23 protein-coding genes are annotated in these 24,926 nt (G+C 72.9%); 18 read left to right on the top strand and 5 right to left on the bottom strand.

What is annotated here, in order from left to right; genetic code table 11:
- Positions 1-100: 100 nt before the first annotated feature.
- Complete coding sequence (locus AB0H28_RS22015) at positions 101-2,260, bottom strand: elongation factor G-like protein EF-G2 (protein WP_358043098.1); 2,160 nt, start codon at positions 2,258-2,260, stop codon at positions 101-103.
- A gap of 251 nt (positions 2,261-2,511) precedes the next feature.
- On the opposite strand from AB0H28_RS22015, the gene pgsA reads away from it, so the two are divergent.
- From pgsA to AB0H28_RS21970, 9 genes are all read left to right on the top strand, one after another.
- Positions 2,512-3,132 carry a phosphatidylinositol phosphate synthase gene (pgsA, locus tag AB0H28_RS22010; protein ID WP_358043095.1) on the top strand — a complete coding sequence of 207 codons (621 nt, stop codon included), beginning with the start codon at positions 2,512-2,514 and terminating at the stop codon, positions 3,130-3,132.
- Entirely contained in the window at positions 3,129-4,058 is a 930-nt protein-coding gene (locus AB0H28_RS22005; protein WP_358043092.1) for a phosphatidylinositol mannoside acyltransferase, read from the top strand. The genes pgsA and AB0H28_RS22005 overlap by 4 nt, the downstream gene beginning before the upstream one ends.
- A 9-nt stretch (positions 4,059-4,067) precedes the next feature.
- Complete coding sequence (locus AB0H28_RS22000; protein WP_358043089.1) at positions 4,068-5,228, top strand: glycosyltransferase family 4 protein; 1,161 nt, start codon at positions 4,068-4,070, stop codon at positions 5,226-5,228.
- A gap of 82 nt (positions 5,229-5,310) precedes the next feature.
- On the top strand, positions 5,311-5,814 hold the full coding sequence (locus AB0H28_RS21995; protein ID WP_358043086.1) for a hypothetical protein: 504 nt from the start codon (positions 5,311-5,313) through the stop codon (positions 5,812-5,814).
- 135 nt (positions 5,815-5,949) lie between these two features.
- Positions 5,950-6,861, top strand: a complete 912-nt coding sequence (gene pdxS, locus AB0H28_RS21990; RefSeq protein ID WP_358043083.1) for a pyridoxal 5'-phosphate synthase lyase subunit PdxS — start codon at positions 5,950-5,952, stop codon at positions 6,859-6,861.
- 77 nt (positions 6,862-6,938) lie between these two features.
- The gene (gene pdxT, locus AB0H28_RS21985) at positions 6,939-7,544 is read left to right on the top strand and encodes a pyridoxal 5'-phosphate synthase glutaminase subunit PdxT (RefSeq protein ID WP_358043080.1); all 606 of its coding nucleotides are present in this window, start codon (positions 6,939-6,941) and stop codon (positions 7,542-7,544) included.
- 133 nt (positions 7,545-7,677) lie between these two features.
- Positions 7,678-8,427 carry a YebC/PmpR family DNA-binding transcriptional regulator gene (locus AB0H28_RS21980; RefSeq protein WP_358043077.1) on the top strand — a complete coding sequence of 250 codons (750 nt, stop codon included), beginning with the start codon at positions 7,678-7,680 and terminating at the stop codon, positions 8,425-8,427.
- Between the two features lie 227 nt (positions 8,428-8,654).
- The gene (locus AB0H28_RS21975) at positions 8,655-8,849 is read left to right on the top strand and encodes a DUF397 domain-containing protein (RefSeq protein WP_358043119.1); all 195 of its coding nucleotides are present in this window, start codon (positions 8,655-8,657) and stop codon (positions 8,847-8,849) included.
- A gap of 58 nt (positions 8,850-8,907) precedes the next feature.
- Entirely contained in the window at positions 8,908-9,468 is a 561-nt protein-coding gene (locus AB0H28_RS21970) for a GNAT family protein (protein WP_358043074.1), read from the top strand.
- A 69-nt stretch (positions 9,469-9,537) separates the two neighbouring features.
- Here the strand turns inward: AB0H28_RS21970 and AB0H28_RS21965 are convergent, their stop codons facing one another.
- Both AB0H28_RS21965 and AB0H28_RS21960 read right to left on the bottom strand, forming a co-directional pair.
- Positions 9,538-10,482, bottom strand: a complete 945-nt coding sequence (locus tag AB0H28_RS21965; RefSeq protein ID WP_358043072.1) for a permease prefix domain 1-containing protein — start codon at positions 10,480-10,482, stop codon at positions 9,538-9,540.
- The gene (locus AB0H28_RS21960; protein WP_358043069.1) at positions 10,479-10,820 is read right to left on the bottom strand and encodes a PadR family transcriptional regulator; all 342 of its coding nucleotides are present in this window, start codon (positions 10,818-10,820) and stop codon (positions 10,479-10,481) included. The genes AB0H28_RS21965 and AB0H28_RS21960 overlap by 4 nt, the downstream gene beginning before the upstream one ends.
- Positions 10,821-11,002: 182 nt before the next feature.
- On the opposite strand from AB0H28_RS21960, the gene dnaE reads away from it, so the two are divergent.
- Together dnaE and AB0H28_RS21950 are read left to right on the top strand one after the other, a co-directional pair.
- Complete coding sequence (dnaE, locus tag AB0H28_RS21955; protein WP_358043066.1) at positions 11,003-14,536, top strand: DNA polymerase III subunit alpha; 3,534 nt, start codon at positions 11,003-11,005, stop codon at positions 14,534-14,536.
- Positions 14,537-14,573: 37 nt separating this feature from the next.
- Entirely contained in the window at positions 14,574-15,467 is an 894-nt protein-coding gene (locus tag AB0H28_RS21950) for a hypothetical protein (protein WP_358043063.1), read from the top strand.
- A gap of 70 nt (positions 15,468-15,537) precedes the next feature.
- Here AB0H28_RS21950 and AB0H28_RS21945 read toward each other — a convergent pair whose 3' ends face one another.
- The gene (locus tag AB0H28_RS21945; RefSeq protein WP_358043060.1) at positions 15,538-16,500 is read right to left on the bottom strand and encodes a hypothetical protein; all 963 of its coding nucleotides are present in this window, start codon (positions 16,498-16,500) and stop codon (positions 15,538-15,540) included.
- Between the two features lie 184 nt (positions 16,501-16,684).
- Here AB0H28_RS21945 and AB0H28_RS21940 point away from each other — a divergent pair, with 184 nt between their 5' ends.
- Both AB0H28_RS21940 and AB0H28_RS21935 read left to right on the top strand, forming a co-directional pair.
- The gene (locus AB0H28_RS21940; protein WP_358043057.1) at positions 16,685-17,629 is read left to right on the top strand and encodes a LysR family transcriptional regulator; all 945 of its coding nucleotides are present in this window, start codon (positions 16,685-16,687) and stop codon (positions 17,627-17,629) included.
- Positions 17,630-17,745: 116 nt separating this feature from the next.
- On the top strand, positions 17,746-18,783 hold the full coding sequence (locus AB0H28_RS21935) for an aminotransferase class V-fold PLP-dependent enzyme (RefSeq protein WP_358043054.1): 1,038 nt from the start codon (positions 17,746-17,748) through the stop codon (positions 18,781-18,783).
- On the opposite strand, the gene AB0H28_RS21930 is transcribed toward AB0H28_RS21935, so the two are convergent.
- Entirely contained in the window at positions 18,784-19,956 is a 1,173-nt protein-coding gene (locus AB0H28_RS21930) for an acyl-CoA dehydrogenase family protein (RefSeq protein ID WP_358043052.1), read from the bottom strand.
- Positions 19,957-20,046: 90 nt separating this feature from the next.
- Between AB0H28_RS21930 and AB0H28_RS21925 the strand changes: the two genes are divergently transcribed.
- From AB0H28_RS21925 to AB0H28_RS21905, 5 genes are all read left to right on the top strand, one after another.
- Positions 20,047-20,700, top strand: a complete 654-nt coding sequence (locus AB0H28_RS21925; RefSeq protein WP_358043049.1) for a TetR/AcrR family transcriptional regulator C-terminal domain-containing protein — start codon at positions 20,047-20,049, stop codon at positions 20,698-20,700.
- A gap of 42 nt (positions 20,701-20,742) precedes the next feature.
- Positions 20,743-22,185 (top strand): aldehyde dehydrogenase family protein, encoded by a 1,443-nt coding sequence (locus tag AB0H28_RS21920; RefSeq protein ID WP_358043046.1) that lies wholly within the window; start codon positions 20,743-20,745, stop codon positions 22,183-22,185.
- Complete coding sequence (locus AB0H28_RS21915; RefSeq protein WP_358043043.1) at positions 22,182-23,258, top strand: zinc-binding dehydrogenase; 1,077 nt, start codon at positions 22,182-22,184, stop codon at positions 23,256-23,258. The genes AB0H28_RS21920 and AB0H28_RS21915 overlap by 4 nt, the downstream gene beginning before the upstream one ends.
- Before the next feature lie 223 nt (positions 23,259-23,481).
- Entirely contained in the window at positions 23,482-24,243 is a 762-nt protein-coding gene (locus AB0H28_RS21910; protein WP_358043041.1) for an ABC transporter ATP-binding protein, read from the top strand.
- A complete protein-coding gene (locus tag AB0H28_RS21905; RefSeq protein ID WP_358043038.1) occupies positions 24,230-24,922 on the top strand; it encodes an ABC transporter ATP-binding protein in 693 nt (230 codons plus the stop codon). Before AB0H28_RS21910 ends, AB0H28_RS21905 begins: the two co-directional genes overlap by 14 nt.
- Positions 24,923-24,926 lie beyond the last annotated feature (4 nt).

The raw sequence follows: 24,926 nt of genomic DNA, 5'->3' as shown, positions 1-24,926 counted from the left end.
GGGGCGCGGGGCGCGGGGCGCGGGGCGCGGGGCGCGGGGCGCGGGGCGCGGGGCGGGGGGCGCGGGGCGGGGGGAGGGGGGAGGGGTTCAGGGGTGGGGTTCAGGGGTGGGGGGTGGCTTCCTTGCGGGCCTGGTCGGCCAGGTGTGCGGGCATGGGATCGTGCCGGGCGAACTCGCGGCGGAACGTGCCGGTGCCGGCGGTCATCGCGCGCAGCTCGACCGCGTACCGCAGCAGTTCGGTGGCGGGCACCTCGGCGCGAACCAGGGTGCGGCCCTCGGCCTCCGGGTCCGCCTCGGTGCCGAGGACCCGGCCACGCCGGCCGGACAGGTCCCCCAAGATCGACCCGACCGAGGAGTCGGCCACCCGGACGACGATCTCGTCGACCGGCTCCAGCAACGCCGGCTGACCCTTCTCGGCGGCGTCACGCAGGGCCAGCGCGCCCGCGGTCTGGAACGCGGCGTCGGACGAGTCGACGCTGTGCGCCTTGCCGTCGACGAGCGTCACCCGCAGGTCCACCACCGGGTGGCCGGCGACCAGACCGCGTTCCATCTGCGCCCGCACGCCCTTCTCCACCGACGGGATGTAGTTGTGCGGCACCGCGCCGCCGACCACCCGGTCGACGAACTCGAAGCCGGCGCCGCGGGGCAGCGGCTCCACCTCGATGTCGCAGACCGCGTACTGGCCGTGACCGCCGGACTGCTTGACGTGCCGGCCGTGCCCGCGGGCGGGCACCGTGAACGTCTCGCGCAGTGCCACCCGGACCGGCTCGGTGTCCAGCTCGACCCCGCCGCCGCGCAACCGGTCGAGCACAACGTCGGCGTGCGCCTCGCCCATGCACCAGAGCACCAGCTGGTGGGTCTCCGGGTTGCGCTCCAGCCGCAGCGTCGGGTCGCCGGCGACCAGCCGGGACAGGTTGCGGGCCAGCGCGTCCTCGTCGGCCCGGCTGCGCGCCACGATCGCCACCGGCAGCAGCGGCTCCGGCATCTCCCAGGGCGCGATCAGCAGCGGATCGTCCTTGGCGGAGATGGTGTCTCCGGTCTCCGCGCTGCCCGACTTGGTGACCGCGCAGAGATCACCGGCGACACAGGCGGACACCTCCCGCAGCGTCGCGCCGAGCGGGGTGTAGATGTGCCCGACCCGCTCGTCGGCGTCGTGGTCGGGGTGGCCGCGCTCGGCCAGGCCGTGCCCGGACACGTGGATCACCTGGTCTCCGCGGAGCGTGCCGGAGAAGACGCGGACCAGCGAGACCCGCCCGACGTGCCGGTCCACCGTCGTCTTGACCACCTCGGCGACCAGCGGGCCGTCCGGGTCGCAGGTCAGCGGCGGGCGGGGCGAGCCGTCCAGGCCGGTGACCGCCGGCAGGTCGTGCTCCAGCGGCGACGGGAACGCCGCGACCAGGCCGTCGAGCAGCGCGTCCAGGCCGACCCCGGTCTCCGCGCAGACCGGCACCACCGGATAGAAGTGGCCGCGGGCCACCGCCGTCTCCAGGTCGGTGATCAGCACCTCGGGGTCGATCTCCTCACCGCCGAGGTAGCGGTCCATCAGGGTCTCGTCCTCGCTCTCCGCGATGATCCCCTCGATCAGCTCGTCGCGGCTCTCCCGGATCGCCGGCAGGTGCTGCGGGTCCGGCTCGCGCACCGCCGGTGGAAACCCGGCGGAGTAGTCGAGCACCCGGCGGGTGATCAGGCCCATCAGGCCCGCCACCGATTCCCCGTCGTCGCCGAGCATGGGCAGGTGGAGCGGCAGCACGTTGTCGTCGAAGACCCGCTGGCAGAGCGCCACCGCCTCGTCGAAGTCGGCGCGCGGGTGGTCCAGCCGGGAGACCGCGACCGCACGCGGCATGTCGACCGCGGCGCACTCCTCCCAGAGCGCGGCGGTGGCGGCGTCCATCCCGTCGACCGCCGAGACCACGAACAGCGCCGCGTCGGCGGCGCGCAGCCCGGCGCGCAGCTCGCCGACGAAGTCGCCGTAGCCGGGGGTGTCCAGAAGGTTGACCTTGACGCCGCGGTGGGTCAGCGGCGCGCAGGCCAGGCTCACCGAGCGCTGCTGGCGCACGGCCGACGGGTCGTGGTCGCAGACCGTGGTGCCCTCGGTGACGGAGCCGGCCCGGCCGATCGTGCCGCTGGCCGCGAGCAGCGCCTCGACCAGGGTGGTCTTGCCGGCGCCGGAGTGCCCGACGAGCACCACGTTGCGAACCCCGCCGGGCTCGGTCACCACCGGCACGCCGCCGGTGACCCCCTTCTCGTTCTTCTGCGCCATCGCGGCGCACCTCCCTCAACCGGTGGTGGTGGCGACCGCCGCGGGCGACGGGGAAGCGGACCCGATGGGCGCCGCGGCGATATCTTCCGGTGGACTCCTGCGGGACGGGCACGCCGACCGGTGCTCCGGTGAAGTGGCTCACCTCCCACGCTCGATCTCACACCCGAGCCGGTGCCGGCACAAGGCCCGCCGGGCGGGTCGTACGCCCGGCTGTGTCCCCGGTCGCTGCCGGCCGTTATCGTGGGACCGCCATGGCGAAGATCTTCCAAGTGACGGCCCGCGCGGGGATGACCCGCGTCGTGGAGCCGATCGCGCGCGGCTTGCTCCGTGCCGGTGTGTCCCCCAACGCGGTCACCGTGACCGGCACGGTCGGCGTGCTCGTCGGCGCGCTCGGCTTCGGCGCGCGCGGCCACCTCGTCGCGGGCGCGCTGATCGTCACGGTCTTCGCCCTCACCGACCTGCTCGACGGCACGATGGCGCGGATGAGCGGCGGCTCCACCCGGTTCGGGGCGTTCCTCGACTCGAGCATGGACCGGGTCGCCGACAGCGCGGTCTTCGGCGCGGTCGCCTTCTGGCTGGCCACCGAGCACCAGTATTCCGGCGTGGCCGCCGCGCTGCTCTGCCTGGCCGCGGGCGGCTTGGTCTCCTACGTCAAGGCCCGCGCCGAAGGGCTCGGCATGACCTGCAACGTGGGCATCGCCGAGCGCACCGAGCGGCTGCTCATCGTCGGCGTCGGCGGCCTGCTCACCGGCGTCGGTCTCGACCGGGCCCTGGAGGTCGCGCTGTGGCTGCTCGCCGCGGTCTCGATCTTCACGGTGGGGCAGCGGATGGCCCATGTCTACCGGCAGGCCCAGCGGGTCGGCCCGGAGTGAACCTCACCGAGGCGGGCTTCGTCGCGGGCTGGCGCCTGGTCCGGGCGCTGCCCCGGCCCGTCGCGGCCGCGGCCTTCCGGGCGGGTGCCGACCGCGCCCACCGCAAGGACGGCGGGGGTACCCGTCGACTGCGCGCCAACCTGCGCCGGGTGGTCGGCCCGGACCTGCCCGAGGCGGAGCTGGACACGCTGGTGCGGGCCGGCCTGCGCTCGTACGCCCGCTACTGGCTGGAGGCGTTCCGGCTGCCCGGCCTGGACCGGTCGCGGATCCTCGCCGGCTTCCGCCTCGACGGCCAGGAGTTGCTGGCCGCGGACGTGGCGGCCGGGCGCGGCGCCGTGGTGGCGCTGCCGCACGCCGGTAACTGGGACGCCGCCGGCGCCTGGGTGGCGGCCACCGGCTGGCCGATGACCACGGTGGCCGAGCGGCTTCCGGACGGCGTCTACGAGCGGTTCGTCGGGTTCCGGGAAGGGCTGGGGATGGAGATCCTGCCCAACCAGGGCGGCCCGCGACCCGCCTTCGACGTGTTGGTGGACCGGTTGCGCGCCGGTTACGTGGTGCCGCTGCTCGCCGACCGGGACCTGTCCGCGCGGGGCGTGGAGGTCGACTTCTTCGGCGGCCGGACCCGGATGCCGGCCGGCCCGGCGCTGCTGGCGATCCGCACCGGCGCCCCGCTCTACGTGGCCTCGATGTGGTATGAGCCGGACGCCGCCTGCGCCTCGATCGAGGGTCCGCTGCCGCTGCCGGAGCCGGACAGCGCGCCGCTGGACGCCCGGGTCCGCACGGTGACCCAACGGATAGCCGACGGTCTGGCGGCGGGCATCGCCCGGCATCCGCAAGACTGGCACATGTTGCAGCGGATGTGGCTGGACCAGGGGCCGGGCGGGGCGCCGACGTCGCCACCGCCGGCCACCACCGGGACGGTCTAGGGGGACGCCATGCGGGTCGGCATCGTCTGTCCGTACTCCTTCGACGTCCCGGGCGGGGTGCAGAACCACGTCATGGACCTGGCCGAGGCGCTGCTCGGGCTGGGCCACGAGGTGAGCGTGCTGGCCCCGGCGGACGAGGACGCGGCGCTGCCGTCGTACGTGGTGTCGGCCGGGCGGGCGGTGCCGCTGCCGTACAACGGGTCGGTGGCCCGGATCGCGTTCGGGCCGGTCTCCACCGCCCGGGTGCGCCGGTGGATCAACCGGGGCGACTTCGACGTGCTGCACGTGCACGAGCCGCTCACCCCGAGCCTGTCGATGCTGGCGGTGCTCTGCGCCCGCGGCCCGGTGGTGGCCACCTTCCACACCGCGATGACCCGCTCCCGGGTGCTGTCCGCGGCGCAGGGCGTGCTGCAGATCCTGCTGGAGCGGATCACCGCCCGGATCGCGGTCAGCGCGCTGGCCCGCAAGGTGCAGGTCGAGCACATGGACGGCGGCGCGGTGGAGATCCCGAACGGGGTGGCGGTGGCGAAGTTCGCCGGGGTGGCGCCGCTGCCCGACTGGCCGGGGGAGTGCGCCCCCGGCAGCGGCGGCACGCTGGGCTTCCTGGGCCGGTTCACCGAGCCGCGCAAGGGTTTTCCGATCCTGCGCGACGCGTTCGTCGCGCTCGCCCCGCACCGCCCCGGGCTGCGCCTGCTGGTGGCCGGCCCGGGCGACGCCGACGAGTTGGTCGGGCGGTTCCCGGGCGGCCTGCGTGACCGGGTCACGTTCCTCGGCCTGGTCTCCGAGGCGGACAAGGCGCGCATGCTGCGCAGCGTGCACCTCTACGTCGCACCGAACACCGGCGGGGAGTCGTTCGGGATGATCCTCACCGAGGCGCTCGCCGCCGGCACCACGGTGGTCGCCAGCGACCTGGACGCGTTTCGCCGGGTGCTCGACGGCGGGCGGGCCGGGCGGCTCTTCCCGACCGGGGACACGGTCGCGCTGCGCGGCGTGCTGTCCGAGCTGCTCGACGACGCCGGGCAGCGGGCCGCGCTGACCGCCGCCGGCGACCAGGCGGTGGCGAATTTCGACTGGCCCGTGGTTGCCCGCCGTGTTCTGGAGGTATACGCAGCCGCGGTCGAGGCCACCGACGGCCGGGTCATGGACCAGGAGTGGGCGGGGCTGGGCTGAGCAGGGTGGCCGGTGGGGCCGCTGTGACGAGCGTGTCGACCGGGGTCCGCGCCGGCCGGCCAGGATGAGGAGCAGCACTACGATGCCGGGCATGTGGTGGGTGGTGGGCGCGGCCGGAGTGCTGGGCCTGGTCTCGGCGTACCTGATCTGGACCGCCGGCCGGGTGCAGCGGCTCCAGGTCCGCGCGGAGTCGGCGGCCCGAGCGCTCGACGCCCACCTGCTGCGCCGCGCCGCCGCCGCCGCGGTGCTGGCCGAGCAGCGGTACGGGGTGGAGCTGTACGCCGCGGCCCGGATCGCGCTGGACGCCGTCCCGGAGGAGCGCGAGGCCGCCGAGAACGACCTGACCCGGCAGTTGCGGGTGGTGCGGCTGGATCCGGACGATCCGGCCTGCGGCGCGGTGATCGCGGCCAGCCGGCGGTTGGCGCTGGCCCGGCAGGTGCACACCGACCTGGTCCGGGACGCCCGGTCGGCGCGGGGGCGGCCGGTGGTGCGCCTGTTCCGGATGGGGCGGGGGCGGCAGTGGCCCCGCTACTTCGACATCGACGACCCGACGCTGACCCCGCGCAGGGACGTGACCACCGGCTGACCGGGCCCGGGCCGGGGAGGTGACGGCGGCCACAGGGCAGGCCACCGTGGGGGCGATTGGCTGTCGGAACGGCGCGCGGCCGGTCGTAGCATTCCTGCGCAGCCACCGTGACAGCACGCCGAGGAGCGATGACCCGTGTCTGAATCCACCTCCCCGACCACCGATCCCGCCGTCGGCACCGCCCGCGTGAAGCGGGGCATGGCCGAGATGCTCAAGGGCGGCGTGATCATGGACGTGGTCACCCCCGAGCAGGCGAAGATCGCCGAGGACGCCGGCGCCGTGGCCGTGATGGCGCTGGAGCGGGTGCCGGCCGACATCCGCGCCCAGGGCGGCGTGTCCCGGATGAGCGACCCGGACATGATCGACGGCATCATCGCGGCCGTCTCGATCCCGGTGATGGCCAAGGCCCGGATCGGCCACTTCGTCGAGGCCCAGGTCCTCCAGTCGCTCGGCGTCGACTACGTCGACGAGTCCGAGGTGCTGACCCCGGCCGACTACGCCAACCACATCGACAAGTGGGCGTTCACCGTGCCGTTCGTGTGCGGCGCGACGAACCTGGGCGAGGCGCTGCGCCGGATCACCGAGGGCGCCGCCATGATCCGCTCGAAGGGCGAGGCGGGCACCGGGGACGTCTCCAACGCCACCACCCACATGCGGCGGATCCGGCAGGAGATCCGCCGGCTGCAGAACCTGCCGGCCGACGAGCTGTACGTCGCGGCGAAGGAGTTGCAGGCCCCGTACGAGCTGGTCAAGGAGGTCGCCGAGCGCGGCAAGCTGCCGGTCGTGCTGTTCACCGCCGGCGGCATCGCCACCCCGGCGGACGCGGCGATGATGATGCAGCTCGGCGCCGAGGGCGTCTTCGTCGGCTCGGGCATCTTCAAGTCCGGCAACCCGGCGCAGCGGGCCGCCGCGATCGTCAAGGCGACCACGTTCCACGACGACCCGGACGTGCTGGCCAAGGTGTCGCGCGGCCTGGGCGAGGCGATGGTCGGCATCAACGTCGACGACATCCCCGTCCCGCACCGCCTCGCCGACCGCGGCTGGTGAGCTGGTAAGGAGGGGCCCCTTCTTAACGCATCCGGTAGAGAAGGGGCCCCTTCTCACTCTTCGGAGAGGAGCGACCGGTGACCGTACCGGTGATCGGGGTGCTGGCGCTGCAGGGCGACGTACGCGAGCACGTCGCGGCGCTGACCGGCGCGGGCGCCGACGCCCGGCCGGTGCGCCGCCCGGGCGAGCTGGACGCGGTCGACGGCCTGGTGGTGCCGGGCGGCGAGTCGACCACGATCAGCAAGCTGGTGGACATCTTCGAGATGCGCGAGCCGATCGACAAGCGGATCGCCGGCGGGATGCCGGTCTACGGCTCCTGCGCCGGCATGATCATGCTGGCCACCGAGGTCCTGGACGGCCGCCCCGACCAGCGGGGCTTCGCCGGCATCGGCATGACGGTGCGGCGCAACGCGTTCGGCCGCCAGGTGGACTCGTTCGAGGCCCCGGTGTCGATCGCCGGGGTCGACGGCGAGCCGTTCCACGCCGTGTTCATCCGCGCGCCGTGGGTCGAGCGGGTCGGCCCGGCCGTCGAGGTGCTCGGCCGGGTGACCGACGGCCCGGCCACCGGCCGGATCGTCGCGGTCCGCCAGGGCAACCTGCTGGCCACCTCGTTCCACCCCGAGCTGACCGGTGACCTGCGCCTGCACCGTCTCTTCGTGGACGTGGTCCGGGCCGCCGCCTGAGCGACCGCCGCCGCCTCCCGCGCCGGCCGTGGTGACGGGTGTGACGCGCGGTGACGTCGGCTCGGTAGGATTGCCGGGTTCGGCTCCGGCGTGGGCTGTCGACGCAGGCGTGGATCACTAACGGAGGTATCAGATGTCCGGCCACTCAAAGTGGGCGACCACCAAGCACAAGAAGGCCGTGATCGACGCCAAGCGCGGCAAGATGTTCGCCAAGCTGATCAAGAACGTCGAGGTGGCGGCCCGCACCGGCGGCGGCGACCCGGCCGGCAACCCCACCCTCTTCGACGCCATCCAGAAGGCGAAGAAGAACTCGGTGCCGAACGACAACATCGACCGCGCGGTCAAGCGCGGCTCCGGCTTGGAGGCCGGCGGCGCCGACTGGCAGACCATCATGTACGAGGGTTACGGCCCGAGCGGCGTGGCGATGCTGATCGAGTGCCTCACCGACAACCGCAACCGCGCCGCGACCGAGGTGCGCACGGCGCTGACCCGCAACGGCGGTTCGCTCGCCGACGCCGGCTCGGTGTCGTACATGTTCTCCCGCAAGGGCGTGGTGATCGTGCCGAAGGCCGGCACCTCCGAGGACGACGTGATGATGGCTGTCCTGGACGCCGGCGCCGAGGAGGTCAACGACCTCGACGAGGCGTTCGAGGTGATCTCCGAGCCGACCGACCTGATCGCGGTGCGCACCGCGTTGCAGGACGCCGGCATCGAGTACGAGTCGGCCGAGTCCTCGCTCGTGCCCAGCGTGAACGTGCCGCTTGACGAGGACGGCGCGCGCAAGATCTTCAAGCTGATCGACGTGCTTGAGGACTGCGACGACGTGCAGAACGTCTACGCTAACTTCGACGTCTCCGACGAGGTCATGGCCGCCGTCGGCTGACCCGTGCGCCGGCTTCGGGCGCATGATCGACTCCAATTCGGCGTAGTGGCGAGATCTTGGAAGGAGACGGCCCCCGAAGGGGCACCTTCCTTCCAAGATCTCACCGCCTCCCGGCGCCGGAGGTGGCCGCGACGGGATCGGGCGGGCCTGCGACAGCCGCCGCAAGCACGCCGGCCGGACGAAGATGGTCCGCCGGGTGACCGCGTCCCCGGCGGCGAGACACCGTGATTGATCTGACGGAAGGGACCTGGCGCAAGCGCACCAGGAGCAGTGCGCAGGGCAACTGTGTGGAGGTCGCCGACAACCTCCCCGGTGTGGTGGCGGTCCGGGACAGCAAGGATCAGCAGGGCCCGGCCTTGACCTTCACTGCGGAGGCATGGTCCGCGTTCCTCACCGTCGCCGGAGCGCAGGCGACGCGGTGACGCCAGGCCCGGCGAAACCGGGCTGACCGGGGCGCTGACGTTTCCGTACCCTGCCCAGGTGCTCGTACCCGATCTGCCGCTGCGCACCGACCGCCTGGTGCTGCGAGCCTTCACCGCCGACGACCTCGCCGTGGTCCGTGACTACCGGGGCCGCCCGGAGGTCACCCGCTTCCTCTACCACGAGCCCTACGACGACGCCGCCGCCCGGGCGGCGATCGACCGGCTGGTGCGGCGCACCGAGGTGCGCGCGCCGGGCGACGTGCTCAACCTGGCCGTCACGCTTGCGGACAACGGCGTGGTCGTGGGCGACGTGCTGCTGACCTGGACCAGCCGGGAGCACCGGCAGGGCGAGATCGGGTACGTGGCCCACCCGGACCACACCGGGCGGGGGTACGTCACCGAGGCGGCCCGGGAGTTGCTGCGGCTGGGCTTCGACGGGTTGGGGCTGCACCGGCTCGTCGGCCGGTTGGACGCCCGCAACGCCGCGTCGGCCCGGGTGCTGGAACGGCTGGGCATGCGGCGGGAGGCGTACCTGCGGGAGAACGAGTTCGTCAAGGGCGAGTGGACCGACGAGGTCGTCTACGCCCTGCTGGCGCGGGAGTGGCGGGCGGCGGCCTGAGCGCCGCCACCCGCCGTACCCTCGGGTCCCGGTCCGACGCCCCCGTGTGCGTCGGACCGGGACCGGGTCTCATCGGGCCGCGCGCCGGGCCTTGACCACGCTGTCGACTACGTCCCAGATCGCGATGAGGACGGTGACCGCGGCGGCGATCCGGACGACGTCGTCCGCGCCGCCGTCGCGCAGCCAGGCGAACCGGTCGATCAGGTCGGGGTTGAGCAGCCGGTCGGTCAGCAGCAGCCAGAGCACCGGGCCGGCGAAGGCCAGGTTGAGCAGCACGTTGACCGCCACCAGCGGCCAGGTCCAGCGGCCGGCCCGGTATTTCGCCACCTCCAGGCCGATGCTGGCGCCGAGCACCGCGATCAGGGCCGGGAGCCAGAAGCTCCACAGTGCCGGGTCGAGCACCGGCAGCCGGGAGCCGTCGTCGGTGCTCCAGCGCTGGAAGTGCTGCCCGACGAGGACCGCTATCGTGCCGAGCAGGAAGACGACGGAGGCGATGCTGTCGCACTGGCCGATCTGCCGGTCACCGGTCTCCTCGGGAAGCTGGTCGACGGTCCACTCGGGCAGCCCCAGCGGCGCCTGGGCGCGCTCCAGGACGGCGAAGCTCAGGGTGACCCAGAACGCGATCTGCACCGCGGTCTGGAACGCGACCACGACCGCGGCGCCGATGGCCGCCCCGGGCTCGCCGTCGACGGTGGCCTTGACCAGGCCGGTAGCCGTGCCGGCGAGCGCCGGGATGTACGTGAGCAGCAGCCGGAGCACCCGCCACCAGGTCAGGTAGTAGCGCGGGCCGATGAGCTGGAGCGTGTGGTCGCGGTAGCGGGCGGCGAGCTGCTCGGGGCGGCCCATCTCGGTGAGCACCTCGCGCTCGGCGGAGGCGTGGTCCTGCCCGCCGGTGGTCCGGTCGTCGATCATGTCGGCGATGGCGGCGCGCAGCTCCTCGGCGATCTCGGCGCGGCGCGGCGCGGGCACGGTCCGCAGGGTCGCCGCCACGTAGCGGTCGGTCAGGGAACTCATCGCCCCACTCCTTCGATCAACTGGGTGACGGACGCCTGCACCGCGGACAGGTCGTCGAGCAGGCGGACCAGGACCGCCTCGCCGTCGTCGCTGGTGCGGTAGAACTTGCGCGGCCGGCTCTCCTCGGTGTTCCACTCGCTGCTCAGCAGTCCCTGGTCCTCCAGGCGGCGCAGCAGGGGGTAGAGCGTGTTGGCGTCGACCGCGAAGCCGTGCGCGGCCAACCGTTGCAGCAGCGCGTAGCCGTAGTCGGGGCGGCGCAGCGCGACCAGGCTGGCGACGACGATCGTGCCGCGTCGCAGCTCCTGGAGGTGGGTCCGGAGGACCTCGTCGCTGACCACGTGTCACACGATAGTGTGTGCCACACACCATTACAAGCCCGTACAGCATCGTGCGTCGCACGCCACGTCCGGAGAGACGGCCGCCACGACCGGCGCGGACGGTGGAGCCGCCGAGATCACCTCGGTAGGGTGGGTCGGTCGACTCCGACGCAGCTCGATCCACAACCCGGGGGGCGCCACGCATGGGCGATTCGTTCGCGCATCTGCACGTACACACCGAGTACTCGATGCTCGACGGTGCGGCCCGCCTCAAGGACCTCTTCGCCGAGGTGAGTCGGCAGGAGATGCCGGCGGTGGCGATGACCGACCACGGCAACATGCACGGCGCGAACGACTTCTACAAGCAGGCGATGGCGGCCGGGGTGAAGCCGGTCATCGGCATCGAGGCGTACGTCGCGCCGGAGTCCCGCCACCACAAGAAGCGCGTCCGGTGGGGGCGGCCGGAGCAGAAGAGCGACGATGTCTCCGGCAGCGGTGGCTACACGCACATGACGATCTGGGCGGCGAACAAGGTCGGCCTGCACAACCTGTTCACGCTGACCAGCAAGTCGTACACCGAGGGCTTCTTCGTCAAGTGGCCACGGATGGACGCCGACATCCTCGCCGAGCACGCGTCCGGGCTGATGGCGACCACTGGCTGCCCGTCAGGCGAGGTGCAGACCCGGCTGCGCCTCGGCCAGTTCGACGAGGCGTTGAAGGCGGCAGCCAGATACCAGGACATCTTCGGAAAGGACAACTACTTCCTAGAGATCATGGACCACGGCATCCCGATCGAGCACCGGGTACGCAAGGAACTGCTGGAGATCGGCCAGAAGCTGGGCATCCCGCCGGTCGTCACCAACGACTCGCACTACACCCACGAGGCGCAGGCCGAGGCGCACGACGTCCTGCTCTGTGTGCAGACGGCGGCGAACGTGTCCGACCCGAACCGGTTCCGGTTCGACGGCAGCGGCTACTACATCAAGTCGGCCGACGAGATGCGCGCGGTCGACAACTCCGATGCCTGGCTGGAGGGCTGCCGCAACACGCTGCTGGTGGCGGAGAAGGTCGACCCGGCCGGGATGTTCGCGTTCCACAACCTGATGCCGCGGTTCCCCGTCCCCGAGGGCGAGACCGAGGAGTCCTGGTTCCGCAAGGAGACGTTCGCCGGGCTCAAGCGCCGCTTCCCCGGCGGCATCCCGGAGGGCCACGTCGTCCAGGCGGAGTACGAGCTGGGCGTCATCATCCAGATGGGCTTCCCGTCCTACTTCCTCGTGGTCGCCGACTTCATCCAGTGGGCGAAGAGCCAGGGCATCGCGGTGGGGCCGGGCCGGGGCTCGGCGGCCGGCTCGCTCGTCGCGTACGCGCTGGGCATCACCGACCTCGACCCGATCCCGCACGGGCTGATCTTCGAGCGGTTCCTCAACCCGGAGCGCGTCTCGATGCCGGATGTCGACATCGACTTCGACGAGCGCCGGCGCGGCGAGGTGATCAAGTACGTGACCGACAAGTGGGGCGAGGACAAGGTCGCGCAGATCGCCACGTTCGGCACGATCAAGGCGAAGGCCGCGATCAAGGACTCGGCCCGGGTGCTGGGTTTCCCGTACGCGGTGGGTGACCGGATCACCAAGGCCATGCCGCCGGCGGTGATGGGCAAGGACATCCCGCTGTCCGGCATCTTCGACCCGAAGCACCCGCGCTTCGCCGAGGCCGGCGAGATCCGCGGGCTCTACGAGTCCGACCCGGACGTCAAGAAGGTCATCGAGACCGCGAAGGGCATCGAGGGGCTGATCCGGCAGACCGGCGTGCACGCGGCCGGCGTCATCATGTCCGCCGAGCCGATCATCGAGCACATCCCGCTGATGCGCCGCGACGCCGACGGCGTGATCATCACGCAGTTCGACTACCCGACCTGCGAGTCGCTCGGGCTGCTGAAGATGGACTTCCTCGGCCTGCGCAACCTGACCATCATCGACGACGCGGTGAAGAACATCGGGCTCAACCACGGCAAGGAGCTGGACCTGCTCGGCCTGCCGCTGGACGACAAGGCCGCGTACGAACTGCTCGCCCGGGGCGACACGCTCGGCGTGTTCCAGCTCGACGGCGGGCCGATGCGCTCGCTGCTGCGGATGATGAAGCCGGACAACTTCGAGGACATCTCCGCCGTGCTGGCGCTCTACCGGCCCGGCCCGATGGGCGTCGACTCGCACACCAACTACGCGCTGCGCAAGAACGGCCTCCAGGAGATCACCCCGATCCACCCGGCGCTGGAGGAGCCGCTGCGCGAGATCCTCGCGCCCACCTACGGCCTGATCGTCTACCAGGAGCAGGTGCAGCGTGCCGCGCAGATCCTCGCCGGCTACACGCTCGGCCAGGCCGACCTGCTGCGCCGGGCGATGGGCAAGAAGAAGAAGGAGATCCTGGACAAGGAGTTCGTCCCGTTCCGGGACGGCTGCCGCGCGAACGGCTACCCCGACGACGCCATCCAGGCGGTGTGGGACGTCCTGGTGCCGTTCGCCGGCTACGCGTTCAACAAGGCCCACTCCGCCGCGTACGGCCTGGTCTCCTACTGGACCGCCTACCTCAAGGCGCACTACCCGGCGGAATACATGGCGGCGCTGCTCACCTCCGTCGGCGACGACAAGGACAAGATGGCGCTCTACCTGTCCGAGTGCCGCCGGATGCGGATCCAGGTGCTCCCGCCGGACGTGAACACCTCCGCCGGCCCGTTCACCCCGGTCGGCAAGGAGATCCGCTTCGGCCTCGGCGCGGTACGCAACGTCGGCGCGAACGTGGTCGCCTCGATCATGCGCTGCCGCGAGGAGAAGGGCGAGTACGCCGACTTCTACGACTTCCTGTCCAAGGTCGACGCGGTGGCCTGCAACAAGAAGACCATCGAATCGCTGATCAAGGCCGGCGCGTTCGACTCGCTGAAGCACTCGCGCAAGGGCCTGCTGGCCGTGCACGCCGACGCCATCGACGCGTACGCCGACGTCAAGCGCAAGGAGGCGGTCGGCCAGTACGACCTCTTCGGCGCCGGCTTCGGCGATGCCGACGCCGGCGGCAGCACCACCGTCATGCCGGTGATCGGCGACGGGGAGTGGGACAAGCGCGACAAGCTGGCGTTCGAGCGCGAGATGCTCGGCCTGTACGTCTCCGACCACCCGCTGTTCGGCCTGGAGCACGTGCTCGGCGCGGCGGCCGACACCACCATCGCCGCGCTGTCGGAGGAGGGCACGGTGCCCGACGGCGCGGTGGTCACGCTCGCCGGCATCCTCTCCGGCGTGCAGCGTCGGGTCACCAAGCAGGGCCGGGCCTGGGCCTCGGCCACCCTGGAGGACCTGGCCGGCGGCGTCGAGACGTTGTTCTTCCCGAACACCTACGAGGTGATCGGGCAATACATCGCGGAGGACGCGATCGTGGTGGTCAAGGGCCGGGTGGACCGCCGCGACGACACCCCCCGGATCATGGCGATGGACATGTCCATGCCGGACGTGACGAGCAACCCGGCGAACAAGCCGGTCACGCTCACCATCCCGGTGCACCGCTGCACCCCGCCGCTCGTCGAACGGCTCAAGGAGACCCTGGTGCTGCACCCCGGCGACACCGAGGTGCACGTCAAGCTGCTCAACGGCGGCAAGACCACCACGCTGCGGCTCGGCCCGTTCCGGGTGGCCGCCACCACCGCGCTGATGGGCGACCTGAAGAGCGTCCTGGGCCCGGCCAACGTGAGCTGACCGTGCGGGCCGGTCGGTGATCGGGCAGCATCGGGGCATGCCCCCGACGGACCTGTTGCGCGTGCGCGACCTCGTGCCGGACGCGCTGGCCGCCCTCGGCGAGTGCCGGTCCGTCGACGCGGAACGCTGGCCGCAGGCGTGGCGGTCCCGCTACCTGGCCCGGCACCCGGACGTGTTCGGTGTGCTGGACCGCGGCGGCGACTGGTCCGACCCGCAGGCCGTGACCGCCGCCGTGGCCGGCCTCCGCGACCGGGTCGCCGACCTGGCCGCCCGCGCCGAGGCGGTACGCGAGCTGCTGCCCGCCGGCGTCGCGGACGCGGCCGGCGTGCTCGGCTGGTCCGGCGAGGGCGGGCCGGTCGAGTGCGTGGTGCTCGTCGGGCTGCGCCAGGCCAACGGCTGGGCCGACGACCTCGGCGGTCGCTACGCGCTCTTCCTCGCCGTCGAGGGGCGCGAGCCCGACGACGACGCGCTGCTGGTGCGGCACGAGGCCGCGCACGTGGTGCACGACCGCCGGGCCGGCATCCGCGACTGGCCGTCGCACGGGGTGGCGAACCAGCTCTTCGCCGAGGGGCTGGCCACCCAGGTCACCGCCGAGCTGGATCCCGGCCGGCCGGTCGAGGCGTACCTCTGGTTCGGTCGTCCCGGCCACCGGGCCTGGCTGGACGAGTGTCGCCGCCGGTGGCCGGAGATCGTGGGCCGGGTCCGGGCCGACCTGGACGCCACCGACCCGGACCACCACGCGGCGTACTTCCTGATGCGGGACTCGCCGTTGCGGGGTGACCTGCCCCGGCGCTGCGGCTATCTCGTCGGCCTGGCGGCGGTGCGGCGGTTGCGGGCGCGGCACCCCCTGCCCGAGCTGGCCGGTTGGTCGCTGCCCCGGGTGCGGGCGGAGATGACCGCGGTGCTCGCGGACCTCGCACCGCCGGCCTGACCGTTCGTCGCCGGTGCGCCGGAACACCGCCGCTCGGCCGGGGCAGGCCGGCCGAGCGGCTGGTTCCGGCTCAGAGTCCGGTGCCGATGGCGCTCGTCCAGACCTCGGCGCCCGAGGTGGCCTCCACGGTCCCGCCGGCGTTGAGCCGGGTGTCGAAGTTGATTTTACCGACGTAGCGGTCGGACATCTGCGGGATGGGCACACCGTAGATCCGTACCCCCGCGGGCACGTCCACGTAGATGTCCACCCCGGACTGCGTCACCCGGTAGAAGCCCCGGTTGGAGTCGAGGTAGATGCTGCCGGTGCGGGGGTTCTTGCGTTCGAAGAACAGCCCGGCCGGCACCGGTGAACTGGTGAAGTCGTGCTGGATCGGCTCGATCCGCTGCCGGGTGACCTGGTTTCCGTTCCAGCAGTAGCGCCCCTTGAGCTGGGCGTAGGCCAGCGCCGCCACCACCACGCGGCTGTCGTTGCCGGTGCCCAGCAGTTGTGCCATGGTGACCTGGCCGTAGCGCCCGGTGATGGTGAAGCTGCGGCAGCGCTCGCCCGCCGGCGGCGGGAGGGTGCAGGTGAAGCCCTGCCCGGTGTAGGGCAGGCTGGTGACCCGGGTGATGGTGACGATGGAGCCCACCGCCAGCCGGGCCAGACCGCCGCTCGGCGTCGAGCCGTTCGGCAGGAGCACGCCGCCACCGTCCGTGTTCAGGCTGACCCAGCCGTACGCGCTCTGGTAGGTGAACCGCAGGCCCAGCCCGCGGTTGCCGGCGATGAAGTAATTCGCCGGGATCCAGAAGGTGTTGGTGCCGATCAGGCTCTGGTTGCCCTGGCCGGTGAGGTCGACGCGGTAACAACCGGTGGAGTAGGCGTTGTTGGCGCCGCCGAACTGCAACGTCTGGTTGGTGGTCCTGGTCATGGTGAGGGTGTTCGGGCCGGCGACAGCCGGCGTGGCCGTGCCGACGGCGCCGAGGACGGCCGCCAGGAGCAGGGTCAACAGCCGGGAGGTCCGCCGCTGCCGGGCGGATCGCGGGATGGTTCGCATGGGCCACCTCAGGGTGATTGTCCGGCCGCCGGGTGTCGGCTGCCGCGACAAGAGCCTCCGGCAGCGGCCGAAGCCGGGGAAGTGACGGTTCGGCAGCATCAGGCATCGACCGTTGTCGACTGCGCAGAAGGTCAGGTCGACGCGGGCGATGGTCCGACGGCGCGACGTCCGATACAACTGGAGCGTGCAGTGGGTTGATCTCCACACGTTCGCCGTAGTCGCCGAGACCCTGTCGTTCAGCCGCGCCGCCGAACGGTTGTATCTCACCAACTCCGCGGTGGTGCGCCGGATCCAACGCCTGGAGCGCGCCGTCGGCGTACGCCTCCTGGACCGTTCGACCGTCCGGGTCGCGATGACCCCGGCCGGGGTCCGGCTCGCTCTTGTCGTCCCGGACCTGCTGGGTCGGTGGGAGCAGGCGGTGAACGATGTCGTCGCGGCCCCGTCCACGCGGACGCCGCTGCGGTTGGGCACGATCGAGCTGTACAGCCGGTTGATGGCGGAGCATGTCGAGGCGGCACTGCCGGACGTCGAGCTCGACTGGACGGTCGACGACTCCCCGGCGCTGCTCGCCCGGCTGGGCGAGGGTGGACAGGATGTCGTGTTGGTTGCCGACTTCCCGGGAGAGGCCGCGCCCCTGCCGCCGGGTGCGCACATGGTCACTGTCGTCCGCGAGCCGATCTGGCTGCAGGTCAGTCGCTTCCACCGGCTCGCCGACGCCGCCAGCATCGACATCGAAGATCTCGGCGACGAGTGCTGGGTGGTGAGCCCGCCGAGTCAGAGTCCGCACCGCTGGGAGACGCAGACGCTCGCTCGCCTGCCCCGGACCCGGGTGGTGCCGGCGTTCCAGCTCACCGGTCGGCCCATGATCGACAAGAACAGGGCGGTGGCCTTCAGCAGCGCGCTGGCCCACTCGCGCGGCGATTATCGGGTGGTGCCGCTGACCGGCCTGGCGGCCGGTGAGCGGCATCTGTACCTCGCCTGGAACCCGGAGACGACGGCGTCGGCGGACCTGGAACGCGTCCGGGTGGCCCTGCTCGGCTTCTACCGTCAGTTGGCGCGCAAGTCACCCGCCTACTGGGACTGGATCAGCAGCCGGTCGCACCGGTTCCCCGGCATCGCCGACGGGTGACACCTGCCTGCTCGGCTGGCCGGAAGTCCGCCCGAGCGGTGCGACCGCTGATCGCGAGCCACGTGGAGGGGATTGGCGGTGTCGGGGTGGGGGTGGGGGTGGCTAGCGTCGAGGGCATGGAGCTGGCGCAGGCGCGGAAGTTGTGGCAGGTGGAGCCGGGCTGGTTGAACACGGCGACCTACGGGCTGCCGCCCGACCCGGTGTCGGAGGCGGTGCAGCGGGTGCTCGCCGAGTGGCGCACCGGTGGGGTGTCGTTCGAGGTGTGGGACACCTCGGTCGACCGGTCCCGGGCCGCGTTCGCCCGGCTGGTCGGCGTGGATCCGGCCGACGTGAGCATCGGCTCCGCCGTCTCCCAGCTTGCCGCGCCGATCGCGGCGTCGCTGCCGCCGGGCGCGACGGTGGTGGTGCCCGAGGGGGAGTTCACCTCGATCCTGTTCCCGTGGCTTGTGCAGGAGGAGCGCGGGGTGCGGGTCCGGACCGTCCCGCTCGCCGGTCTGGTCGACGCGATCGACGCCGGCACCGACCTGGTGGCGTTCAGCCTGGTGCAGTCCGCCGACGGCACGGTCGCGGCGTACGACGAGATCGTCTCGGCGGCCCGGGCGCACGACGCGCTCGTGGTGGTCGACGCCACGCAGGCATGCGGCTGGCTGCCGTTCGAGGCCGGCCGGGCGGACGCGGTGCTGGTCGGGGCGTACAAGTGGTTGATGGCGCCGCGCGGCGCGGCCTTCGCCTACCTGGCGCCGGCGTTGCGCGAGCGGCTGCGCCCGGACGCTGCGGGCTGGTACGCCGGCCGCGACCCGCACGCCTCCTTCTACGGCCTGCCGTTGCGGCTGGCCGACGACGCCCGCCGGTTCGACATCTCCCCGTCCTGGCTCTGCTACGCCGGCGCGGCGCCCGCGCTGGAACTGCTCGCCGACCTGGACCTGGCCGCGGTGCGCGACCACGACGTGGCGCTGGCCAACCGGTTCCTGGCCGGGCTGGGCCGGCCGCCCGGCGACAGCGCGATCGTCACCGTGGAGGTGCCGGGCGCGTCGGAGAAGCTGGACGCCGCTGGGGTGCGGGCGGCGGTCCGGGCCGGCCGGGTGCGCGCCTCGTTCCACCTCTACACCACCGAGGCGGACGTCGACCTGGCCCTGGACGCGCTGACCGGGTGATCAGGCCAGGTGGCCGCCGATCTTGGTGTAGCCGCGCAGCAGGTCCCGTGAGATGATCAGCCGCTGCATCTCGTCGGTGCCCTCGAAGATCCGGTACAGGCGCACCTGCCGGTACCAGCGTTCGATCGGCAGCTCGCGGGTGTAGCCCATGCCGCCGTGGATCTGGAGCACCCGGTCCACCACCCGGTTGACCATGCCGGCGCCGTAGAGCTTGCCCATCGAGGAGGCGTGCCGGGGATCGAGGCCCGCGTCGACGGTCCAGGCCGAGCGCAGGATCAGCCAGCGGGCCGCCTCCAGCTCGGTCTCCGAGTCGGCGATCATCCACTGGATGGCCTGGTTGGCGGCGATCGGCGCGCCGAACGTCTCCCGCGTGTTGGCGTGCTCGATCGCCATCTGCAGGGCCCGCTCGGCGATGCCGACGGCGTGCGACGGGATGGTGTAACGGCCCTTGCCGATCCACTCCATGCCCAGCGTGAAGCCCTGCCCGATCTCGCCGAGGATGTTGCGGTGCGGCACCCGTACGCCGTCGAAGACCAGCGACGCGGGGCCACCCTCGCCCATCGTCTGGATGAACTCGGACCGCCAGCCCATCGCGCGGTCGACCAGGAACGCGGTCGCGCCGCCGCGCCGGGCGCCCTTCTCCGGGTCGGTCACCGCGACCACGATGGCGAAGTCGGCGTCGTTGCCTCCGGTGATGAACGTCTTCTCGCCGTCGAGGATCCAGTCGTCGCCGTCGCGGCGGGCGCGCAGCTTGATGTTCGCCGCGTCGGAGCCCGCGCCGGGCTCGGTGATGGCGAAGCAGGAGATCCGTTCGCCCTCAATGGTGGGGATCAGGAACTCATTCTTCTGCTCGTCGGTGGCGTGGAACAGGATGTTGTCCGCCTCACCGCCGAAGCGGAACGGCACGAAGCTGCGGCCCAGCTCGGTCCAGATCAGCGACTGCATGACCGCCGGCAGCGCCATCCCGCCGTACTCTTCCGGCGTGGCCAACCCCCAGAAGCCGAACTTCTTCGCCCTGAGCTGGAGTTCGCGCAGTTCGGAGCGGTCCAGGCCGGGCCGGTGGGTGCGCTCGCGGCGCAGCACCTCCGCCTCCAGCGGCATCACCTCGCGGGTGACGAACGTGCGAACGGTGTCCCGGATCGCGCGTTCCTCGTCGGACAGTGCGAAGTCCACGGTGCCCCCCTCAGGTCGGCGTCCGCTCTAAACTAGCGCTGGAAGTTTTCCGCCGTCCAGCCCCGATGTCGAAGCGAGGATGATGAGCACGTGCCCCGACCCCGACAGGCCCTGCTCAGCCGCGACCGGATCGTCGAGACCGCGCTCGCGCTGATCGACGCCGACGGGCTGGACGCGCTGTCCACCCGGCGGCTCGCCGCCGCGCTCGGCGTACGTGGCCCCTCGCTCTACAACCACTTCGCCACCAAGGAGGAAATCCTGGACGCGGTGGCGGACAGCGTCACGGCGACCGTCGACGTGGGCGCCTTCGACCGGCACGGCTGGCACGAGGCGCTGGCCCGCTGGGCCCGCTCCTACCGGTCCGCGTTGGCCGCCCACCCGAACATCGTCCCGTACCTGGCGCAGGGGCCGGGCCGCCGGCCGGCCGCCCTGGCGATGGCCGACGCCGTCTACGGTGCGCTGGTCCGGGCCGGCTGGCCGCCGGCGCGGGCCACCCACATCGGCGCCGCGCTGCGCTACTTCGTGGCCGGCTCGGCGCTCGGCTCGTTCGCCCGGGGCTTCGTCGAGGATCCGTCGCTCTACGCCGCGCACCCGCACCTCAGCCAGGCGCACCGGCTCCCCGGCCACCAGCGCAGCGTCGACGAGGGCGCGTTCGCGCTCGGCCTGGACGCGTTGCTGCACGGCCTCGCCGCCGAGTACGCGGCCACCGTCGCTCCGCTGGAACGGTCCGGCGGTCGGGAGTAGCGTGCAAACTCCCACCGCTAGTTTCCGCCCCCGAAGGACGCCATGGACCTCGCTGCCGCGCCGCCCGCCCCGCTGACGCGCCGCCACCTGCACGTCGCCGGCGACTGGGTCGACCCGTCGTCGGGCGACACGATCGCGGTGGAGAACCCGGCCACCGGGGAGACGATCGGCGAGGTGCCCGCCGGCACCCCGGCCGACGTGGACCGCGCGGTGGCCGCCGCCCGGGCCGCGTTCCCCGGCTGGGCCGCCACCGACCCCACCGAGCGGGCCGCGCACCTGGACCGGCTGCACGCCGCGCTGGCCGCCCGCGCCGACGACATCGCCCGCACCGTCGCGTCGGAGCTGGGCGCCCCGCTCAAGCTGGCCACCCGGGTGCAGGCCGGCCTGCCGCTGATCGTGCTGCGGAGCATGGTCGAGCTGGCCGCCCGGCCGGCCGCGGAGCAGGTCGTCGGCAACTCGCTCGTGGTCCGCGAACCGGTCGGCGTGGTGGGCGCGATCACGCCGTGGAACTACCCGCTGCACCAGGTGGTCGCCAAGCTCGCCCCGGCGCTCGCCGCCGGCTGCACCGTGGTGCTCAAGCCCAGCGAGCTGACGCCGCTCACCGCCTACCTGCTCTTCGACGCGGTGACCGAGGCCGGGCTGCCGCCCGGAGTGGTAAACCTGGTGCCCGGCACCGGAGCGGTGGTCGGCGAGGCGCTCGCCGCCCACCCCGACGTCGACCTGGTCTCGTTCACCGGCTCCACCGCCACCGGCCGGCGGATCGCGCACCTGGCCGCCGACCGGATCGCCCGGGTCGCGCTGGAGCTGGGCGGCAAGTCGGCAAACGTGATCCTGGCCGACGCCGACCTGCCGACCGCGGTGAAGGTCGGCGTCGGCAACGTGCTGGTCAACTCCGGTCAGACCTGCACCGCCTGGACCCGGATGCTGGTGCACCGCGACCGCTACCACGAGGCGCTCGACCTGGCCGCGTCGGCGGTGGCCGGCTACCGGCTCGGCGACCCGTTCGACCCGGCCACCCGGCTCGGCCCGCTGGTCTCGGCCGCCCAGGCCGACCGGGTACGCGGGCACGTCGACCGGGCGCTCGCCGACGGCGCCCGGCTCGTCGCCGGCGGCCCGGCGGCGCCGGTGCCGCCGCGTGGTCACTTCGTCGCGCCCACCGTCCTCGCCGACGTGCACCCGGACAGCGCGCTGGCGCAGGAGGAGGTGTTCGGGCCGGTGCTCGCGGTGATCCCGTTCGCCGACACCGACGAGGCGGTGGCGATCGCCAACAACTCCCGGTACGGGCTGGCCGGCGCGGTCTGGTCGGCCGACGAGGACGCGGCGCTGGCCGTGGCCCGGCGGCTGCGCACCGGCCAGGTGGACGTCAACGGCGGAGCGTTCAACCCGCTCGCCCCGTTCGGCGGCTACCGGCAGTCCGGCCTCGGCCGCGAGCTGGGCGGGTACGGCGTGGAGGAGTTCACCGAGCTGAAGGCGATCCAGCGATGAGGGCGCTCGTGGTGCACGGCCGGGGCGCGACCCCGGTGGTCGAGGAGGTGCGCCTGCCCGCGCCCGGCCCCGGCGAGCTGCGGGTCCGGATCCGCGCCGCCGGCATCTGCCACTCCGACCTGGCCATGGTGGACGGCACGCTGGCACCGGCGTACCCGCTGGTGCTGGGGCACGAGGCGACCGGTGTGGTGGCCGAGGCCGGGCCGGGCACCCGGCTGGCCGTGGGCACGCCGGTGGTGCTGAACTGGGCGCCGGCCTGCCGCGACTGCTGGCACTGCCGGCACGGCGAGCCCTGGCTCTGCGCCGCCAACACCGCCCCGTCGGTGGCCCGGGGTGAGACCGCGGCCGGGGAGCCCGTGCAGGTCACGCTCGGCCTCGGCGCGCTCGCCGAGGAGGTGGTGGTGCCGGAGCGGGCGACCGTGCCGGTGCCGGCCGGGCTGCCACCGGCGCAGGCGGCGCTGCTGGGCTGCGCCGTGCTCACCGGCGTCGGCGCGGTCCGCAACACCGCCCGGGTCGCCGCCGGCGAGTCGGTCGCGGTGATCGGGCTGGGCGGGGTCGGGCTGGCGGTGCTCACCGCGGCCAAGCTGGCCGGCGCGTCGCCGATCCTCGCGGTGGACGTGGTGCCGGCCAAGCGGGAGCTGGCCCTGGCCGCCGGCGCCACCGACTTCCTGCGCTCCGACGACACGCTCGGCAAGGAGGTCCGTGCGCGGACCGGCGGGCGCGGGGTGGACCACGCCTTCGAATGTGTCGGCCGGTCCGCCACCATCCGGGCCGCCTGGCGGGCCACCCGACGCGGGGGAGCGGTGACCGTGGTCGGCATGGGCGGCAAGGACGACCTGCTCAGCCTGTCCGCGCTGGACATCTTCCACTCGGCGCGCACGCTGCGCTCCTCGGTCTACGGCTCGACCGACCCGGACCGCGAGGTGCCCGAGCTGGCCGCCGCGCTCGCCGCCGGCGACCTCGACCTGACGCCGCTGGTCAGCGGCACGGTGTCGCTGGCCGAGGCGCCCGCGGCGCTGGACCGGCTGGCGCGCGGCGAGGGTGCCCGCTGGGTGGTCACGTTCCCGGACTGACCGGCCGCTGCACCTGGCGTCGCGCGCCGGTCATGGTGAGAGGGGTTCCCTTCTCTACCGGAGGCGTTAACAGGGGGCCCCTCCTTACACCCGCCCCGGGGGAATGTGTGGCGGATCGACATGGCTCGACCGCTTCGACTCGCCGTAGGTTTCCTGCACGCGACCGCCCTGTGACCCCGGTCACCGACCTGGCCGTCGCGTCGGACCTGCGGAGGGTGGGGCGATGGCCGGGCAAGCGATCCTGTCGGCCCGCGGGCTGACCCGGGACTTCCGGGGCTTCCGCGCCGTCGATCGCGTCGACCTCGACGTGGCGCCGGGGACCGTGCACGCCCTGGTCGGCCCGAACGGCGCCGGCAAGACCACACTGTTCAACCTGCTCACCGGCTTCCTGCCGCCCAGCGGCGGGCGGATCGAGCTGGCCGGCCGGGACGTCACCGGGCTGCCCCCGGAGCAGGTGGCTCGCCTCGGTGTGGCCCGGTCGTTCCAGATCACCAGCCTCTTCCCGCAGCTCGGCGCGCGCGAGCACGTGGAGTTGGCGCTCCAGTCGTCGAGCGGCCTGGGCTGGCGGTTCTGGCGCTCGGCGAAGCTGATGCGCCGCTACCGGGAGCGGGCCGGCGAGCTGCTGGCCATGGTCGGCCTCGCCGACCTCGCCGAGGCGCCGGCGGAGGCGCTCGCGTACGGGCGCAAACGGGCCCTGGAGCTGGCCATCGCGCTCGCGCTCGACCCGAAGGTGCTGCTGCTGGACGAGCCGACCGCCGGGATGGGCCTGGAGGACGTCGACCGGACCGTCGACCTGATCGCGACCGTCCGCACCGGCCGGACCGTGGTCATGGTCGAGCACAACATGAACGTGGTGGGCCGGCTCGCCGACACGGTCACCGTCCTACAGGCCGGCCGGGTGCTGGTCGAGGGGCCGTACGAGCAGGTCCGGGCCGACGAGCGGGTCATCACCGCCTACCTGGGAGCCGCGGATGCTGCGCATTGAGAACCTCTCCGCCGGCTACGGCGAGGCCCAGGTGCTGCGGGAGGTGAGCCTGGAGGTGGCCGCCGGGGAGGTGGTCACGCTGGTCGGGCGCAACGGCGCCGGCAAGTCCACGCTGCTGCGGTGCGTGATGGGGCTGCACTCCGAGCAGCGCGGCGCGGTGCGCCTCGACGGCCGGGACATCAGCCGCCTGCCGGCGCACAAGCGGGCGCGGGCCGGGCTCGGCTGGGTGCCCGACGACCGGGGCGCGTACGCCACGCTCACGGTCACCGAGAACCTGACCCTGCCGCCGCGGGTCGGCCCGGACCCGTGGCCGCTGAAGCGGGTGTACGAGGCGTTCCCCGCCCTGTACGACCGGCGCGACTCGGCCGCGACCATGCTCTCCGGCGGCGAGCAGCAGATGCTCGCGCTGGCCCGGGTGCTGCGCATGGGGGCCCGGCTGCTGCTCTGCGACGAGCCCACCGAGGGGCTGTCGCCACTGCTCGTGCAGCAGGTCGGCGACCTGCTGCGGGAGGCCAAGAAGCACGGCGTGACGGTGCTGCTCGTGGAGCAGAACCTGCACTTCGCCACCGGCGTCGCCGACCGGCACTACCTGCTGGCCGAGGGGCGGATCGCGGAGGCGATGGAGAACGCCGAGGTGCGCTCGCGCGAACGCGAGCTGCTGGCGTACCTCGGCATCTGAGTTC

The sequence above is a fragment of the Micromonospora sp. NPDC050980 genome (genome assembly GCF_040653835.1).
Lineage (GTDB): Bacteria > Actinomycetota > Actinomycetes > Mycobacteriales > Micromonosporaceae > Micromonospora.
This window is presented reverse-complemented; position numbering and strand designations above follow the sequence as displayed.